Raw genomic sequence first — 17,337 nt, forward strand, 5'->3', positions numbered from 1 at the left:
CCGGCATCGCCCTTGCCGCCGGAGATGATGGCGCCGGCATGGCCCATGCGCCGTCCGGGGGGAGCGGTGCGCCCGGCCACGAAGCCCACCGTCGGCTTGGCCCGCCCGCGCCTGGCTTCGTCGGCCAGGAACTGCGCCGCATCCTCCTCGGCCGAGCCGCCGATCTCCCCGATCATCACGATCGAATGGGTGTCGGGATCGGCCAGGAACATCTCCAAGACGTCGATGAACTCGGTACCCTTGACCGGGTCGCCGCCAATGCCCACCGCCGTGGTCTGCCCCAGCCCCTCATGGGTGGTCTGGAACACCGCCTCATAGGTCAGCGTGCCCGAGCGCGACACGATGCCCACCGAGCCCTTCTTGAAGATGTTGCCCGGCATGATGCCGATCTTGCATTCGTCCGCCGTCATCACCCCCGGGCAGTTCGGCCCGATCAGGCGCGACTTCGAGCCCGACAGCGCCCGCTTCACCTTGATCATGTCGGTGACCGGAATGCCCTCGGTAATGCACACGATCAGCGGGATTTCCGCGTCGATCGCCTCGCAGATCGCATCCGCCGCCCCCGGCGGCGGCACGTAGATCACGCTGGCATCGGCCTTGGTGACATGGCGTGCCTCGGCCACGGTGTCGAATACCGGCAGGCCCAGATGCTGCGAGCCGCCCTTGCCCGGCGAGGTGCCCCCCACCAGCTGCGTGCCGTATTTGAGCGCCTGCTCGGAATGGAAGGTGCCGTTCTTGCCGGTGAAGCCCTGGCAGATGACGCGCGTTTGCTTGTTGATCAGGATCGACATTACTTGGCTTCCCGCACGGCTTTGACAATCTTCTGGGCGGCATCGTCGAGGTCGTCGGCCGCGATCACGTTCAGGCCGGAATCGCGGATGATCTGCTTGCCGAGTTCGACATTGGTGCCCTCCAGGCGCACCACCAGCGGGATGGTCAGCCCCACTTCCTGCACCGCAGCGATCACGCCCTCGGCGATCACGTCGCAGCGCATGATGCCCCCGAAGATGTTGACCAGGATGCCCTTCACCTGCGGATCGGCCGTGATGATCTTGAAGGCCGCCGTCACCTTCTCCTTGCTGGCCCCGCCGCCGACATCCAGGAAGTTGGCCGGCTCCTCGCCATAGAGCTTGATGATGTCGAGCGTGGCCATGGCCAGGCCCGCCCCGTTCACCATGCAGCCGATCGAGCCGTCGAGCGCGATGTAGTTGAGATCGTAGCGCGAGGCCTCGATCTCCTTGGGATCTTCCTCGCTCTCGTCGCGCAGCGCCACGATGTCGGGATGGCGGTAGAGGGCGTTGGAATCAAAGCCCATCTTGGCATCCAGGCATTTGAGCTGGCCGTCCTTGGTGACGATCAGGGGATTGATCTCAAGGAGCGCCATGTCCTTGGCCACGAAGGCGGTGTAGAGCCTGGTGGTCAGGCTCACCGCCTGCTTGGCCAGGTCGCCCGAGAGCCCGAGCGCCTTGGCCACCGCCAGGCCGTGATGGTTCATCACCCCGGTGGCCGGATCGACCGAGAAGGTCACGATCTTCTCCGGCGTCTCATGGGCCACTTTCTCGATGTCCATGCCGCCCTCGGTGGAGACCACGAAGGCGACCCGGCTGGTCTCGCGGTCGACCAGCACCGAGAGGTAGAACTCCTTTTCGATGTCGGAGCCGTCCTCGACATAGAGGCGGTTGACCTGCTTGCCGGCCGGCCCGGTCTGCACCGTCACCAGCGTGTTGCCCAGCATCTCCTGCGCATGGGCGCGCACGTCCTCGATCGACTTGGCAAGCCGCACCCCGCCCTTGGCGTCGGCAGGCAGTTCCTTGAACTTGCCCTTGCCGCGCCCGCCCGCATGGATCTGCGACTTCACCACGTAAAGCGGACCGGGGAGCTCCTTGGCCCCCTTCACCGCTTCCTCGACGGTTCGTGCCGCGGCGCCGGGAGAGATCGGTAGGCCGAAACTCTGCAGCACGGCCTTGGCCTGATATTCATGGATGTTCATTCTTCTTGGACCTTAAGGAGGGGCGTATTTGCTCTGATGCGATAGTGTCCGCGAACAAAACGAGACGCGACCAGCCTTCTCCCCTTGCGGGAGAAGGTGGCATTGCGCAGCAATGACGGATGAGGGGTGTTAGCGGCGACTTGGAAAGAGGAGCTTCTCCCCTCATCCGCCCCTTCGGGGCACCTTCTCCCGCAAGGGGAGAAGGCTGGTCGCGCCCTTTCTTGTTAAGGCTCAGAAGGCGTTCGCCTCAGAGCAGGCCGGCGCCACGGGCCCATTTATATTTGGCGCCGAGCACTTCCACCGGCAGTTCGGTGGAATAGGCATAGGCCGGTACACCATGGGCGTAGAGATATTCTGAGGCTTCCTCGACCTGCACGTCGCCGGCCAGGGAAGCGACGATCGGCTTTTCGATGCCTCTCGCCTTCATCTCTTCCTTGGCCTCGATCACCAGCTTGGCGAAGGTCATCGGCGGCGTGATGATGGTGTGCCAATAGCCCAGGATGATCGAGTGGATGCGGTCGTCCTCCAGCCCCAGCTTGATGGTATTCTTGTAGGTCGAGGGCGGTTCGCCGCCTGTGATGTCGACCGGATTGCCGGCCGCGCCGAAGGGCGGGATGAACTTGCGGAAGGCCGCATCGAGATCATCCGGCATCGACATCAGCGACAGGCCGTTGTCGACGCAGGCATCCGACAACAAGACGCCCGAGCCGCCGGCCCCTGTGATGATCACCACGTTCTCGCCCTTGGGCGTCGGCATGATCGGCACGCCGCGGGCGAATTCCAGCAATTGCCGCAACGAACGGGCACGGATGACGCCGACCTGCTTGAAAACGTCTTCATAGATGCGGTCATTGCCGGCGAGCGCGCCGGTATGCGAGCTTGCCGCCTTGGCGCCTGCCGAGGTGCGGCCGGCCTTCAGCACGATCACCGGCTTCTTCTTGGAGACGCGTTTGGCGACTTCGGCGAAGGCGCGGCCGTCCTTGAGGTCCTCGCAATGCTGGGCGATGATCTTGGTGTTGTCGTCCTGCTCGAAGAAAGTGAGCAGGTCGTCCTCGTCGATATCGGACTTGTTGCCGAGGCCGACAATCGCCGAGACGCCCATCTTGGCCGAGCGCGAGAAGCCGATGATGGCCATGCCGATGCCGCCCGACTGGGAGGACAGGGCGGCCGAGCCCTTGACGTCATAGGCGGTGCAGAAGGTCGCGCAGAGATTGGACGGGGTGTAGTAGAAGCCGTAGATATTCGGCCCCATCAGGCGGATATTGTATTTGCGCCCGATCTCCTGGATCTCGCGCTGGCCTTCCTCATTGCCGGTTTCGGCAAAGCCCGAGGGAATGAGCACGGCACCCGGAATGCCCTTCTCGCCGCATTCGACCAGGGCGCCGGCCACGAATTTGGCGGGAATGGCGAAGACGGCCGTATCGATGGCGCCGGGCACATCCTTGACGCTCTTATAGGCCTTGTAGCCGAGGATCTCGTCGGCCTTGGGGTGGATCGGGTAGATCTGACCCTTGTAGCCGCCATTGATCAGGTTCTTCATCACCGAATTGCCGATCTTGCCATCCTCGGAGGAGGCGCCGATCACGGCAACGGCTTCCGGACGCATGATGCGGTTCATCGCGGTGACGATGGCATCCTGCGAGGGCCTGAAACGGGCCGGCTTGGCCTCGAAGTCCACCACGATGCGCACGTCCGCGGCGGTGGCGCCGTCCTTGGTGGCGAAGACGGGGTTGAGATCGAGTTCGGTGATCTCCGGGAAATCGGTGACGAGCTGGGAGACCCTTGCCAGCGTGTCGGCGAGGGCATCGCGGTTGACCGGGTCACCGCCGCGCACGCCCTTGAGCATCTCGGCGGCCTGGATGCCGTCGAGCATGGAGAGGGCCTCGTCGCGGTTGATCGGCGCCAGGCGGAAGGTGATGTCCTTCAAGACTTCGACCAGCACGCCGCCGAGGCCGAAGGCGACGAGCTTGCCGAAGCTGTCGTCGGTCACGGCGCCGATGATGACTTCCTGCCCACCTTTCAGCATTTGCTGGACCTGGATGCCTTCGATGCGGGCATCGGCCTTGTAGGCCTTGGCATTGGCGAGGATCTTGTCGTGGGCGGCTTCGGCCTCGGCGGCGGAAGCCACGCCGACGATCACGCCGCCGGCTTCGGTCTTGTGCAGGATGTCGGGGGAGACGATCTTCATCACCACCGGAAAGCCCATGTCGCCGGCAAGCTTGGCAGCCTCGGCGCTGGAGCGTGCCAGCCCCTCCTTCGGCACGGGAATGCCATAGGCGTCGCAGACGAGCTTGCCCTCGGGGGCGGTGAGGCTGGTGCGGCCCGATGCCTTGACGGCATCGAGAATGGCCCGGACATCGGCCTGGATGGATTGCGCGGGTCTTGCCTGGATGTTCATGGTGTTTTCTCCCTGGTCGTTGCCGGATCGAAGCTTCGTCCTGTCGGCGGGAACCTAACTTCTGGTATCTGGTATGCCAGATTTGAATTTGTCAAGCGCGACTTTCGCTATCGACCGGGGTAGAACGCGTCGAAGCGAAAACCGCGCCTCTTTTCTATTTCTGTGTCGATGTGGCTTTGCGTTTCCCGGCGATTTCGCCTGACCGCAAAACGCTTTAGCTGTAAAGAACCAGATTTTGGTTTATTTTCGCGTGTCGCGTGGAGCCAAAGGCTCGAGCTTTGGCTGTATCCTATAGCGCTTTGCGATTTCATGGAGTTGCTAGGAATCGCAAAGACGCATCCAAACAAAGAGTTAGAGGAAATAAGCGTTCACACTTGAACGCGTTTTGCTCTAGAAGATATTGTTCTTATTCAATGGATTAGGCGGTTTCTGGCCCCGGCTATGTCTGCACTGCCGGGACCTGGCATAGGATGCGGCGATACTGAATGAGATATCGCCGCGGGATCCTATGGTGATCTTCCTGGCCGGTGCCTGTCAGGCCACCGGCGTTTGCGATGTGACGTGACGGGCTGATGCTCGCCACGCGAGAGCTATGCCGCGGCCGTGTTGGCCGGCTGCTGTAACTCGTGCTTGCGCACCACGCCCGCACGCCAGGGTTTGAGGACGCCGATGGCGAGGATGGCTGCCAGGATATTGGCGCCCGCCGCGATGATGAACACCACGTCCCAGGTTCCGGTCTGCTGCTGCAGTACGTTGGCGAAGGGGACGAGCAGGGCCGCCGTTCCCTTGGCCGTGTAGAGGAGGCCGGCATTGGTCGCGGCATATTTGGAGCCGAACGTGTCCGTGCAGGTCGAGGGGAAGAGGGAATAGATTTCACCCCAAGCGAAGAATACGAAGCCCGAGAGCAGCACGAACCAGACCGGATCATGGCCGAACAGATGCAGCATGTAGATGCCGACACCTTCCATCGCGAAGGCGATGAACATGGTGTTCTCGCGGCCGATCTTGTCCGACACCCAGCCGAAGAAGGGGCGGGTGAGGCCGTTGAGGATACGGTCGAGGGTGGCGGCGAACGTCACGGCCGTCATGGTCAGGCCAAACAGAGAGACCGGGACGCCGTCGAGCTTGAGATCGGCGCCGATCGGCTTGAGGTTGGCGGTTACCATCAGGCCGCCGGCGCCGACGATCACGAACATGAAGTACATCAGCCAGAAGATCGGCTGGCGCAGCACTTCGGTCGGCGCGAAGTTGCGGCGGGTCTGCACGATGTTCTTGTTCAGCACGGGAGCCGGCACCTGGCCGCTGCGGGGCGTGTGCATGAACAGCGCGAAGATGATGACGATGATGCCCTGGCCGAGACCGAACCAAAAGAAGGCAGCCTGGAACCCGTCATTGGCGATCATGGCCTGGATGGGCGCAACCGTCAGGGCCGAGCCGGCACCGAAGCCGGCCGCTGTGATGCCGGCCGCAAGGCCGCGTTTGTCCGGGAACCATTTCAGCGCGTTGCCCACGCAGGTGCCGTAGACGGCGCCGGCGCCGATGCCGGCAATGATCTGTCCCAGATAGAATAGAGTGAGCGAGGTGGCGTAGGAATTGATCACCCAACCGACAGCGCAGAGCGCACCACCGAAGACTACCACCAGTTTTGGCCCGTATTTATCGACGAACCACCCTTCGACCGGCACGAGCCAGGTCTCGAACAGGACGAACAGAGTGAAAGCCCATTGAATGGCTGCCCGGTCCCAGCCGAACGTCTTCTGGATATCGGGAACGAAGAATGTCCAGCCATATTGGAGATTGGCGATCATCACCATACAGACGACGCCGATTGCAAGCTGTGTCCAGCGGAAGGCATCCGATACCTTCGGCAGGTTTTCCTCTCCTTGCGACCCTACCATTGCAGTCCCCCTTGGTTTTTGTTGGAGGTTGGACGGAGCCCAGGCTCCATTAAGCAGGTTGTGCCGCCATATTGGTATCTTGCATGCCAGTTGGCAAGCGCCGTTTTTCGGCAAAGCACGCCAAATTGCCCCGGAAGAGGCCTCTTCCAGGGGGCTTGGGAGCGAATCGAGAGAAAGGGCAATCGGTAGCAAGTTACGGAAAGAATTGAGATCTTCGCTCGGTGCGCCTTGGTTGCCGGCACAGTTGCGAATAGATCAAAAAAAGTTGCATAGAAGCAGCCGTAACTCTGCTTAATGTCGTATCTATACTAGAAATAGTCGCTTATCAGACATAATATTCTGGCATGCCAGAGCGGAATCCGTCTCCCCGACGGCTACCAGCTGCCACGCCTAGCGGGGCAAGCCCTGTGACCGGACCTAGTCTCCCAAATGCGCCCCTACGCCCCCTTGCCTGCTTTGAGCGGTGGCGAGTGCTACACCGGCCTGACAGGCTGTGGCTCGCCCGGAGTGGCTCGGCTCGCCGCAATAAAAGGGCAGCCAGAATCACCGGAGCCGGCCTGGCAATCGCCCCAGTCGAATCGATCCGGCCGAAGCCATTCCCAGGCTGCCGCCCCGGATCTCGGATGTAGTTGCGGCGGCGATCCAGGCCTTCAGAGGCCGAAGGGTTCGCGGGAACCGGCGCGGATATCGGCCTGGGCCATCTTCATCAGGAAGCCCGAGAAAGCCGCCCAGAGACGGTTCGACAGCGGGCGGACAGCAGGGCTACGGGACAGAGCGGAAGTGGTCATGGTCGTTCTCCACATTGGGTGTTCGAGGAAAGATCCTATGTTGCCGTGAATCTGGCATACCAGATCCCAGAAGGGTAGAGGCAATGTTGCAATGCAGTCATGCGCTCTTTGCATTGCGAAGTAAACAGCCTCAACTCATCTGCAACCAGCTTGTTCCTCCGTCTGGCGGGGTGTGTGGGCTAAATCCAGTTTAGGGGTACCTCTATACTAAACACGAAAATGCAAGGTATCCTTCGCAGAATTTACTGCATCGCGGCATGAAACTACGGACGTCACAAACTCGCGAATTCGTCGACGCAGACCGTCCTTCGAACCGGCAAAGTCTGGTTTCCTGCAACCGCAATTTTACTCGCTTTCCCCGTTGAAATGAATAGCAAGTATTTGAAATTAAAGAGAATTAATCTCCATTTCCGGTGAAGAAAGAGGCAGGTTCCGACCCCGTCGGAGGCGAAAAATGCGGATTGACACTCTGGTATCTGGCATGCCAATGTACCAGCTGTACGGCATGCCACGGCGTCATCCCGCCAAGTAGAAGGCGATTTCGGCATAGTTGATCGCCCCCTCTACATCGGAGGCGGTCCCATCAAAGCCGATGACCCTCAGCGGCATATCGTTGCGAAGAACAACGGGAGGAATTGCCCCAATGGCAACGGTTACAGCATTGCAAAAGCCCGTGACGACGACGGCCGAGGACACGCTCAAGCAGAAGGCGCGCGACGGCAGCGTCGTCTCCGGCGGACATCTCGTCGCCAAGGCGCTCAAGGCTGAGGGTGTCGACACGATCTTCACCCTGTGCGGGGGGCATATCATCGACATCTATGATGGCTGTCTCGACGAAGGCATCCGCATCGTCGACGTCCGTCACGAGCAGGTCGCCGCCCATGCCGCCGACGGCTATGCGCGCCAGACCGGCAAGCTCGGTTGCGTGGTCACCACTGCCGGCCCCGGCTGCACCAATGCGATGACCGGCATCGCCACTGCCTTCCGCTCGGAAAGCCCGGTCCTGCATATCGGCGGGCAGGGCGCGCTGACCCAGCACAAGATGGGGTCGCTGCAGGATCTGCCGCATGTCGACATGATGAAGCCGATCACCAAGTTCGCGGCGACGGTCTCCTCCACCGAACGTGTGGCCGACATGATCTCGATGGCGGCGCGCGAATGCTTCGCCGGCGCCTATGGCCCGTCCTATCTCGAGATCCCGCGCGACGTGCTCGACCGGGAAGTCACCCTCGACCGTGCGGTGCTGCCGGAATCCGGCAAATATCGCGCTTCGACCAAGTCGATCGGCGATCCCGCCGACATCGAGAAGCTTGCCGATATCCTGGTCGCCGCCGAGCGCCCCGCCATCCTCTATGGCCAACAGGTCTGGACCGGCCGTGGGCAGGAAGAGGCCATTGCATTGCTGCGTGGGCTCGACATTCCCGGCTATTTCAACGGCGCCAGCCGCGGCCTGCTGCCTCCCGGCGACCCCCATCATTTCGATCGCACCCGCTCGCTCGCCTTCGCCAAGGCCGATGTGCTCGTCATCGTCGGCACGCCCTTCGACTTCCGCATGGGCTATGGCAAACGCATCAGCAAGGACCTCAAGCTGATCCAGATCGACATGGATTACCGCACCGTCGGCAAGAACCGCGACATCGATCTCGGCTTGGTCGGCGATCCCGGTGCGATCCTCGGCGCCGTGCTGCAGGCGGCCTCCGGCCGCATGGACAAGGGCAAGCGCCAGCTGCGCCAGCAATGGATGAAGATGCTCCAGGACGCCGAAGTGGCCGCGACCGAAAAGCTGATGCCGCTGTTCCTGTCCAACCAGACGCCGATCCATCCCTATCGCGTCGCCTATGAACTCAACGAGTTCCTCGGCGAGGACACCATCTATATCGGCGATGGCGGCGACGTGGTGACGATCTCGGCCCAGGCCGTGCGTCCGCGCGGGCCGGGCCAGTGGATGGATCCGGGCGCGCTCGGTTCGCTCGGTGTCGGCACCGGTTTTGCCCTGGCGGCCAAGCTCGCCAATCCCAACAAGGAAGTGCTGTGCTATTACGGCGACGGTTCCTTCGGCATGACCGGTTTCGACATGGAAACCGCCGATCGCTTCGGGGCGCCCTATCTCGCCGTCATTGGCAACAATTCCTCGATGAACCAGATCCGCTACGGCCAGGTCGCCAAATATGGCGAGGAGCGCGGCAATGTCGGCAACAAGCTCGGCGACGTGGCCTTCTCGAAATTTGCCCAGATGCTCGGCAATCACGGCGAGGAAGTCCGCGATCCCAACGAGATCCAGCCGGCCCTGCGGCGGGCCCGCGAGGCCATGGCTAGGACGGGGCGCTCGGCCCTGGTGAATATCTGGGTCGATCCGGACGAGTACGCGCCCGGCACCAAGAACCAGACCATGTACAAGTGAGATGGCGGGATGGCCGGCCGCGTGGGAAACGCGCCAGCCGGCCATCCCGGCCCCTCGCCATAACAGATGACATTTCCGAGGAGGGAACGATGGGACAGGCACTCGAAGGCGTGCGCATCCTCGACTTCACGCATGTTCAATCCGGTCCGACCTGCACGCAGTTGCTGGCCTGGTTCGGTGCCGACGTGATCAAGGTGGAAAAGCCGGGCGTCGGCGACATCACCCGGACCCAGCTGCGCGACATCCCCAATGTCGACAGCCTCTATTTCACCATGCTCAACCATAACAAGCGCTCGATCACGCTCGACACAAAGAACAAGGCCGGCAAGGCGGTGCTCGAGGAGCTCGTCAGGAGCTGCGACGTGCTGGTGGAGAATTTCGCTCCCGGCGTGCTCGATCGCATGGGCTTTTCCTGGGCCCGCATCCAGGAACTCAATCCGCGCATGATCGTAGCCTCGATCAAGGGCTTCGGCCCCGGTCCCTATCAGGACTGCAAGGTCTACGAGAACGTTGCCCAATGCGCCGGCGGCGCCGCCTCGACCACCGGCTTCGACGACGGCCCGCCGCTGGTGACCGGCGCGCAGATCGGCGACTCCGGTACCGGCCTTCATTTGGCGCTCGGCATCGTCACCGCTCTCTACCAGCGCACCCATTCGGGGCGCGGCCAGCGCGTGGACGCCGCCATGCAGGATGGCGTGCTCAATCTGTGCCGGGTGAAGCTGCGCGACCAGCAGCGCATCGAGCGCGGGCCCATGAAGGAGTATCCGCAATACCCTAACGGCAAATTCGGCGATGCCGTGCCGCGTGCCGGCAATGCCTCGGGCGGGGGGCAGCCCGGCTGGATCCTCAAATGCAAGGGCTGGGAGAGCGATCCCAACGCCTATATCTACTTCATCACCCAGGCGCCGGTCTGGGGCGCGATCTGCAAGGTGATCGGCAAGGAAGAGTGGATCACCGACCCCGACTATGCCACGCCTGAAGCGCGCCTGCCGCGGCTTCGCTCCATCTTCGACACCATCGAGAAATGGACGGAGACCAAGGACAAGTTCGAGGCGATGGACATCCTCAACAAATACGACATCCCCTGCGGGCCGATCCTGTCGATGCGCGAGATCGCCAACGAGCCTTCGCTCAGGGTGACGGGAACCGTCGTCGAGGTCGATCATCCCGAACGCGGGCCTTATCTGTCGGTCGGCAATCCGATCAAGCTTTCCGACAGCCCCACCGTGGTCGAGCGCTCGCCGCTTCTGGGCGAGCACACGCAGGAAGTGCTGCGCGACGTCCTCGGCTTCGACCAGGGCCGGATCGATGAGATTGCGGGAAGCGGCGCCCTTGGCGCTCCCGTGGCGATGGCGGCCGAGTGAGGTTTCATCATTGAGGTGATGGGGGCGGGTGCCGTCGTGGTGCCCGCCCCTTTTTATATGGAGCGCGGACATCGCGACATGCCCGTATGTCGCGATGTCCGCTTTTGCCATCCGTTAGGCCCAGCGTTTCCAAGAGCGGACAAGATGTCCGCGCTCCTAGGCTTCCTCTTTGACAGCTTCTGAAATCTGGCATACGTTATGCCAAATAAGAGCGATATTCAGGTGCGGGAGGGAATGATGAAACTGCACGAGTTCCAGTCCAAGCAGATCCTGGCACCCTATGGTGTCGAGGCGCCGCAGGGCGCCGTCGCCATCACCGCCGACGAAGCGGGGCAGGTGGCGCGTCGCCTCGGTGGCTCTCGCTTCGCCGTGAAGGCGCAAATCCACGCCGGCGGGCGCGGGCGGGCCGGGGGCGTCCCTATCGTTTCCTCCCCCGATGCAGCCGAGGAGGCAGCCCGGGCGCTGCTGGGCCGGCGCCTCGTCACCGAGCAAAGCGGTGCGCATGGCCGCGTGGTCGAACGCGTGCTGGTGGAGGCGGCCGTCGATCACATAAGCAGCTTCTATCTGTCGCTCAGCGTGCATGCCGCCAGCGGCACCCTGGTCCTGGCTGCCAGTGGGGCCGGCGGCGATGATATCGAGGACCGCGTCCTTGCCGGAGAAGGTGGTCTCGAGCGCCTCTCCCTGGGGGACGGCAGCCAAGCGAGACGCGAGGACCTGCAGGCCCTGGCGGCGCGCCTCGGCCTGACCGGGCAGCCGGCGGAAGCCTTCAGGGCTCTTGCCGATGGCTTGCGCCGCGCTTTCCTGGAACTCGATGCCAGCCTGATCGAGATCAACCCGCTGGTTCTGACCGCCGACGACAGGCTGCTGGCGCTCGACGTCAAGATGATCATCGACGACCACGCCCTGTTCCGCCAGGCTTCTCTGGCGGAGCTGCGCGAGGAAGACGGGGACGAATACGAGGTCAAGGCCCGCCAGCGCCAGCTCAATTATGTCCGCATGGATGGCAGCGTCGGCATCGCCGCCAATGGCGCTGGGCTCGGTCTCGCCACGGTGGACCTCGTCCACGCGGCCGGTGGCGCCCCGGCCAATTTCATGGATATCCGCACCACGGCGACCAGCCTCGACATTGCCCATGGCTTCGGCCTGCTGCTCGACAATCCCCAGGTCCGCGCACTGCTCATCAACGTGCATGGCGGCGGCATGCAGTCCTGCGACACGGTGGCCGAGGGGCTCGGCATCGCCATGCGCCGGGCCGGACGCACCCTGCCGGTGGTGACAAGGCTCGCCGGCAACAATGCCGACTATGCCCGCTCGCGTTTCGCCAATTTCGGCTGCCGCATCATCGAATGCCCGGACATGTGGACGGCCGCCGCGAAGGCCGTTGCCGCCGCACGCTGACGGCGATTTTGCTGCAGTTTTAGACCAACGAATCCAAAACAGAGCGACCGCGCTATCGGCGCACAAGGAGGGCGGAATGGCTATCCTCATCGACAATGAAACCCGCGTCGTCTGCCAGGGCATGACCGGTTGGGCGGGAACCCATCACACCGCCGCCATGATCGAATATGGCACCAAGGTCGTGGCGGGCGTCACGCCCGGCAAGGGTGGGCGGTTCCATCTCGGGGCGCCGGTGTTCGAGAGCGTCGCCGAAGCTGCGAGGGAGACCGGCGCCAATGCCAGCATGGTCTTCGTGCCGCCGGCCCAGGCGAGTGCCGCCATCATCGAAGCGGTCGAGGCCGAGATCGCGCTGGTCGTCGCCATTACCGAGCGGGTGCCGGTGCTCGACATGATCAGGGTGCGCCATGCCCTTGCCGGATCGAAGACCCGGCTGATCGGCCCCAATTCGCAGGGCATCCTGTCGCCAGGCCTGTGCAAGATGGGCGTGATGGCGACCGGCAGCGAGCGTCCCGGCAGCGTCGGCATCATCTCGCGCTCGGCCTCGCTGACCAGCGAGGTGATCGCCCAGGTTACGGCTGCGGGTCTCGGGCAGTCGACCACCGTCGGGGTGGGCGGTGACTCCGTGCATGGGCTGTCGATGCGCGATTGCCTCGAATTGTTCCTCGCCGATGCCAAGACCGAGGGCATCGTGCTGATCGGCGAGATCGGCGGCGAGGAAGAACAGGAAACGGCCGATTACATCGCCTCTGTCAGGCCGGCCATGCCGATCGTCGGCCTGGTCGTCGGGCTGCATGCCCCGGCCGAGCGGCGCATGGGCCATGCCGGTGCCCTGACCATGCATGGCCGCGATCGCGCCGACGCCAAGATCGCCGCCTTCGAGAAGGCCGGGATTACCGTGGCATCCAGCCCGCATCTGGTCGGCGACACGATCGGCCGGGCGCTCGCTGCGAGGGCGAAAGCGGCTTGAAAGCAAATCTTTCGGGAAGGAATGGTGGCCGGTCTTCAGACCGGCCACTTTTTTGACAAGGAACGATAGTTCCGTTTTGGTCTGACGATCGGCATATCGCGCCGCCACGTCCTTCGCAGAACAGGCATCCTGCCAGCGCCCGGGCCTCCATCACTGCACGAAGCGGTTCTCCAGGCAGCCGATGCCCTCGATGCTGACGCGGACATCGTTCTCAGCTTCCTTCATGGCGCCGACGCCAAGCGAGGTGCCGCAGCAGATCAAATCGCCCGGGAGCAGGGTCATATCCCCCGAGATCAGGCTGACCAGTCTCGCCGGCGGGAAGATCATGTCGGCAACTGGATAGTTCTGACGCTCGTCGCCATTGAGCAGCGTCTTGACCACCAGGGTGGCGGGATCGATGTCGGTGGCGATCACCGGGCCGAATGGCCCGAAACCGTCGAAGCTCTTGGCGCGCACCCATTGGGCGAAGGTCGAGTCTCGCGTGATGATGTCGCCGGCGGTGATGTCGTTGACGCAGGTATAGCCGAAGATGGCTTCCGCGGCCTCCGCCTCGGAGGCATTGCTGCAGGGCTTGCCGATGACGATACCGAGCTCGCCTTCGTAGACCACCCGGCCATCATAGGAAGAAGGCCTTGCCACGGTCGCACCCGGTGCAGTGACGCTGGTGGGCGCCTTGAGCAGATAGAGCGGTTCCGGCGGCACGGCGACATCAAGCTTGGCGGCGAGCTGGTGGAAATTGTTCCAGAGCGCGATGATCTTGCCCGGCACCGTCGGCGCCAGGAGCCTCGCCTGCGCCAGGGGCAGCGTGCGGCCGGTGGCGGCGGCGATGCCGAACATGTCGCCGCGATGGACGTGGATGTCGTCGCCTTCGAGCGTGCCGAACTGGGCCTGCCCGTCTTCCTCGAAACGGATCCATTGCGACATGGCGGTTTTGCCTTTCTTGAAAGGATGGGAGCGAGCTATTTGCCTGCTGTTCAGAACCCCTTGATGATTTCCTCGACCATTTTCTTGGCATCGCCGAAGAGCATCATGGTGTTGTCCTTGAAGAAGAGCTCGTTCTCGACGCCGGCATAGCCCGAACCCATGCCGCGCTTGATGAAGAGGACGGTCTTGGCCTTCTCGACATCGAGGATGGGCATGCCGAAGATGGGCGAGGCCGGGTCGGTCTTGGCGGCGGGATTGGTGACGTCGTTGGCGCCGATGACGAAGGCGACGTCGGCCTGGGCGAACTCGGCATTGATGTCCTCGAGCTCGAACACCTCGTCATAGGGCACGTTGGCCTCGGCCAGCAGCACGTTCATGTGGCCGGGCATGCGGCCGGCGACGGGGTGGATGGCATAGGAGACGTCGACGCCCTCTTCCTTGAGCTGGTCGGCCATCTCGCGCAGGGCATGCTGGGCCTGCGCCACCGCCATGCCGTAGCCGGGCACGATGATGACCTTGCCGGCATTCTTCATGATGAAGGCGGCATCGTCCGCCGAGCCCTGCTTGACCGGGCGCGTCTCCGGGCCCTTGCCGCCGCCGCCGGCCGCCGCCGCATCGCCGCCGAACCCGCCCAGGATCACCGAGATGAAGGAGCGGTTCATGCCCTTGCACATGATGTAGGACAGGATGGCGCCCGACGAGCCCACCAGCGCCCCGGTGATGATCAAGGCAAGGTTGCCCAGGGTGAAGCCGATGCCGGCCGCCGCCCAGCCCGAATAGGAGTTGAGCATCGAGACCACCACCGGCATGTCGGCCCCGCCGATCGGGATGATGATCAGCCCGCCCAGCACCAGCGAGGCGATGACGATCAGCCAGAACAGGGTGTGGCTGGCCGAGAGCACGAAGGCGATGATCAGGGCGACCAGCAGCGCGGCCAGGGCCGCATTGATGACATGGCGGCTCGGCAGCAGGATCGGTGCGCCCGACATGTTGCCGTTGAGCTTGGCGAAGGCGATCACCGAGCCGGTGAAGGTGATGGCGCCGATGGCCACGCCCAGCGACATCTCCACCAGCGACTGCGCTTCGATCTCGCCGCCATGGGCGATGCCGAAGGCGGCGGGGGCATAGAGGGCGCCGGCGGCCACGAACACCGCGGCCAGGCCGACGCCCGAATGGAAGGCGGCCACCAATTGCGGCATCGCCGTCATCGCCACGCGCTTGGCCACCACGGCGCCGAGCCCGCCGCCGACGGCCAGGCCTGCGACCACCAGCAGCCAGCCCGACACGCCCGAGGGCGGGGCCACCGCCAGCGTGGTCAGCACGGCCAGGCCCATGCCGATCATGCCGAAGCGGTTGCCCTGGCGCGAGGAGGTCGGCGAGGACAGCCCGCGCAGCGCCAGGATGAACAGGACGCCGGCGACGAGATAGAGGAACTGGGTGAGATTCACGGACATGGACGCTTCCTCACTGGCCGGCGCCGGCGGCCGAAGAGGCCCCGGTCTTCTTGGTCTTGTCGGCGGTCTTGTCCTTGGGCTTGTACATGGCCAGCATGCGCTCGGTGACCAGGAAGCCGCCGAAGATGTTGATGGAGGCCAGCACCAAAGCCAGGAAGCCGAAGCCGCGGGCCCACCAGGGACCGCTCTCGTCCCCGGCCAGGGCGACGCCGACCGAGAGCAGGGCGCCCACCACGATCACCGAGGAGATGGCGTTGGTCACCGACATCAGCGGGGTGTGCAGGGCCGGGGTGACCGACCACACCACGTAATAGCCCACGAAGATGGCGAGCACGAAGATGGCGAAGCGGAAGACGAAGGGATCGATCGCCCCGCCGGTGGCGGCATGGGCGACGCCCCCCAGCGTGGCGGCGAGCTGGTCGGCATAGTCCTGGGCGTGTCTGGCGGCCTCGCCGGCAGCCTGCGCCGCGGCCTGGGCCTTGTCGAGAAGCTCTTGGGGCGTGTCGGCCATGTCGGTCTCCCTCGATGGGATGGATCTGATTGGGGGGCGGGTCTTCAGATCCGCCTCTTGATGAGATGCAGTCCGTTCCAGGCGGGTCCCGCTCCATCTCCCGATGGAGCTGAGAAGACCCGCCCCCGATCGTCAGGCCGGCTGGGGCTGGAAGGAAGGATGCACCACCGCCCCGTCCTTGGTGAGGAGGGTGGCCTTGACCAACTCGTCCTCCCAATTGGGCGCCAGCGTCTTTTCCTTCTTGTCGACCAGCGTCTCGACGAAGGCGAAGAGGTTGCGGGCATAGAGCGAGGAGGCGGAGGCGGCCAGGCGGCCGGGTACGTTGAGATGGCCGATGATCTTGACCCCGCCCGGCGTGACCACGACCTCGCCGGGGCGGGCGCCCTCGACATTGCCGCCGCGCTCCACCGCCAGGTCCACCAGCACGGAGCCTGGCTTGAGGCTGTCCACCATCTCGGCCGAGACCAGGCGCGGGGCGGGCCGGCCGGGGATCAGGGCGGTGGTGATGACGATGTCCTGCTTCTTGATGTGCTCGGCCACCAGGGCGGCCTGCTTGGTCTGGTACTCCGCCGACATCGGCTTGGCATAGCCGGCCGCGGTCTCGGCCTGCTTGAACTCCTCATCCTCGACGGCGACGAATTTGGCGCCGAGCGAGGCGACCTGTTCCTTGGCGGCGGGGCGCACGTCGGTGGCGGTGACCACCGCGCCCAGGCGCCGGGCCGTGGCGATGGCCTGCAGGCCGGCGACGCCCGCCCCCATCACGAAGACCTTGGCGGCGGGCACGGTGCCGGCGGCCGTCATCATCATCGGGAAGGCCCGGCCGAACTCGGCACTGGCGTCGATCACGGCCCGGTAGCCGGCGAGGTTGGCCTGGGAGGACAACACGTCCATCACCTGCGCCCGGGTGATGCGCGGCATCAGCTCCATGGCGAAGGCCGACACGCCCGCCTGCGCCAAAGCGGCGAGCGCCTCGTGCTGGCCGTAGGGATCCATGATGGCGAGCACCAAAGCGCCATGGGGATAGGCAGAAAGCTCGTCCGCCCGCGGGCGGCGCACCTTCAGCACGATGGCCGCGCCCGCCAGCGCCTCGGCATTGGAAGCCACCACGCTCGCCCCAGCCGCCGCATAGTCCTCGTCCGTGATCCCGGACGCCAGCCCCGCACCGCTCGCGACCCGAACCGTCGCGCCAAGCGCAAGCAGCTTCTTCACCGTGTCGGGCGTCGCGCCAACGCGAGGTTCGCCGG

13 protein-coding genes are annotated in these 17,337 nt (G+C 64.1%); 4 read left to right on the forward strand and 9 right to left on the reverse strand.

The features are described 5' to 3' along the window. The 5 genes from sucD (ACTJKX_RS36150) to ACTJKX_RS36170 all read right to left on the reverse strand — a co-directional run. On the reverse strand, window positions 1-791 hold a 791-nt coding region (gene sucD, locus ACTJKX_RS36150), incomplete at its 3' end, for a succinate--CoA ligase subunit alpha (RefSeq protein WP_440725944.1). Then, entirely contained in the window at window positions 791-1,990 is a 1,200-nt protein-coding gene (gene sucC, locus ACTJKX_RS36155) for an ADP-forming succinate--CoA ligase subunit beta (protein ID WP_440728271.1), read from the reverse strand. The genes sucD (ACTJKX_RS36150) and sucC, both read right to left, overlap by 1 nt. A 247-nt stretch (window positions 1,991-2,237) precedes the next feature. After that, window positions 2,238-4,388, reverse strand: a complete 2,151-nt coding sequence (locus ACTJKX_RS36160) for an acetate--CoA ligase family protein (protein WP_311945260.1) — start codon at window positions 4,386-4,388, stop codon at window positions 2,238-2,240. 590 nt (window positions 4,389-4,978) lie between these two features. Continuing rightward, on the reverse strand, window positions 4,979-6,286 hold the full coding sequence (gene oxlT, locus ACTJKX_RS36165; RefSeq protein ID WP_440728272.1) for an oxalate/formate MFS antiporter: 1,308 nt from the start codon (window positions 6,284-6,286) through the stop codon (window positions 4,979-4,981). Window positions 6,287-6,936: 650 nt separating this feature from the next. After that, on the reverse strand, window positions 6,937-7,074 hold the full coding sequence (locus ACTJKX_RS36170) for a hypothetical protein (RefSeq protein ID WP_440728273.1): 138 nt from the start codon (window positions 7,072-7,074) through the stop codon (window positions 6,937-6,939). A gap of 643 nt (window positions 7,075-7,717) precedes the next feature. On the opposite strand from ACTJKX_RS36170, the gene ACTJKX_RS36175 reads away from it, so the two are divergent. From ACTJKX_RS36175 to sucD (ACTJKX_RS36190), 4 genes are all read left to right on the forward strand, one after another. Further along, entirely contained in the window at window positions 7,718-9,475 is a 1,758-nt protein-coding gene (locus ACTJKX_RS36175; protein WP_367627070.1) for a thiamine pyrophosphate-binding protein, read from the forward strand. Between the two features lie 89 nt (window positions 9,476-9,564). Continuing rightward, window positions 9,565-10,839, forward strand: a complete 1,275-nt coding sequence (gene frc, locus ACTJKX_RS36180; protein ID WP_068297509.1) for a formyl-CoA transferase — start codon at window positions 9,565-9,567, stop codon at window positions 10,837-10,839. 234 nt (window positions 10,840-11,073) lie between these two features. After that, the gene (locus ACTJKX_RS36185) at window positions 11,074-12,237 is read left to right on the forward strand and encodes a succinate--CoA ligase subunit beta (RefSeq protein ID WP_440728274.1); all 1,164 of its coding nucleotides are present in this window, start codon (window positions 11,074-11,076) and stop codon (window positions 12,235-12,237) included. Between the two features lie 76 nt (window positions 12,238-12,313). Continuing rightward, window positions 12,314-13,204, forward strand: a complete 891-nt coding sequence (gene sucD / locus ACTJKX_RS36190; protein WP_440728275.1) for a succinate--CoA ligase subunit alpha — start codon at window positions 12,314-12,316, stop codon at window positions 13,202-13,204. A gap of 150 nt (window positions 13,205-13,354) precedes the next feature. Here sucD (ACTJKX_RS36190) and ACTJKX_RS36195 read toward each other — a convergent pair whose 3' ends face one another. From ACTJKX_RS36195 to ACTJKX_RS36210, 4 genes are all read right to left on the reverse strand, one after another. Further along, the gene (locus ACTJKX_RS36195) at window positions 13,355-14,128 is read right to left on the reverse strand and encodes a fumarylacetoacetate hydrolase family protein (RefSeq protein ID WP_440728276.1); all 774 of its coding nucleotides are present in this window, start codon (window positions 14,126-14,128) and stop codon (window positions 13,355-13,357) included. A gap of 50 nt (window positions 14,129-14,178) precedes the next feature. Continuing rightward, on the reverse strand, window positions 14,179-15,582 hold the full coding sequence (locus tag ACTJKX_RS36200) for an NAD(P)(+) transhydrogenase (Re/Si-specific) subunit beta (RefSeq protein ID WP_440728001.1): 1,404 nt from the start codon (window positions 15,580-15,582) through the stop codon (window positions 14,179-14,181). 10 nt (window positions 15,583-15,592) lie between these two features. Then, the gene (locus ACTJKX_RS36205) at window positions 15,593-16,093 is read right to left on the reverse strand and encodes a proton-translocating transhydrogenase family protein (RefSeq protein WP_068299804.1); all 501 of its coding nucleotides are present in this window, start codon (window positions 16,091-16,093) and stop codon (window positions 15,593-15,595) included. Between the two features lie 132 nt (window positions 16,094-16,225). After that, window positions 16,226-17,337, reverse strand: a 1,112-nt coding sequence (locus ACTJKX_RS36210) for a Re/Si-specific NAD(P)(+) transhydrogenase subunit alpha (protein WP_440728000.1), incomplete at its 5' end; no start/stop codon positions are given.

The organism is Labrys sp. 22185 (genome assembly GCF_052045555.1).
GTDB lineage: Bacteria > Pseudomonadota > Alphaproteobacteria > Rhizobiales > Labraceae > Labrys > Labrys neptuniae.

Coding starts and splice junctions, on each gene's coding strand:
- sucC (WP_440728271.1), bottom strand. CDS start 1,990: ATGAACATCCATGAATATCAGGCCAAGGCCGTGCTGCAGAGTTTCGGC.
- ACTJKX_RS36160 (WP_311945260.1), bottom strand. CDS start 4,388: ATGAACATCCAGGCAAGACCCGCGCAATCCATCCAGGCCGATGTCCGG.
- oxlT (WP_440728272.1), bottom strand. CDS start 6,286: ATGGTAGGGTCGCAAGGAGAGGAAAACCTGCCGAAGGTATCGGATGCC.
- ACTJKX_RS36170 (WP_440728273.1), bottom strand. CDS start 7,074: ATGACCACTTCCGCTCTGTCCCGTAGCCCTGCTGTCCGCCCGCTGTCG.
- ACTJKX_RS36175 (WP_367627070.1), top strand. CDS start 7,718: ATGGCAACGGTTACAGCATTGCAAAAGCCCGTGACGACGACGGCCGAG.
- frc (WP_068297509.1), top strand. CDS start 9,565: ATGGGACAGGCACTCGAAGGCGTGCGCATCCTCGACTTCACGCATGTT.
- ACTJKX_RS36185 (WP_440728274.1), top strand. CDS start 11,074: ATGATGAAACTGCACGAGTTCCAGTCCAAGCAGATCCTGGCACCCTAT.
- sucD (WP_440728275.1), top strand. CDS start 12,314: ATGGCTATCCTCATCGACAATGAAACCCGCGTCGTCTGCCAGGGCATG.
- ACTJKX_RS36195 (WP_440728276.1), bottom strand. CDS start 14,128: ATGTCGCAATGGATCCGTTTCGAGGAAGACGGGCAGGCCCAGTTCGGC.
- ACTJKX_RS36200 (WP_440728001.1), bottom strand. CDS start 15,582: ATGTCCGTGAATCTCACCCAGTTCCTCTATCTCGTCGCCGGCGTCCTG.
- ACTJKX_RS36205 (WP_068299804.1), bottom strand. CDS start 16,093: ATGGCCGACACGCCCCAAGAGCTTCTCGACAAGGCCCAGGCCGCGGCG.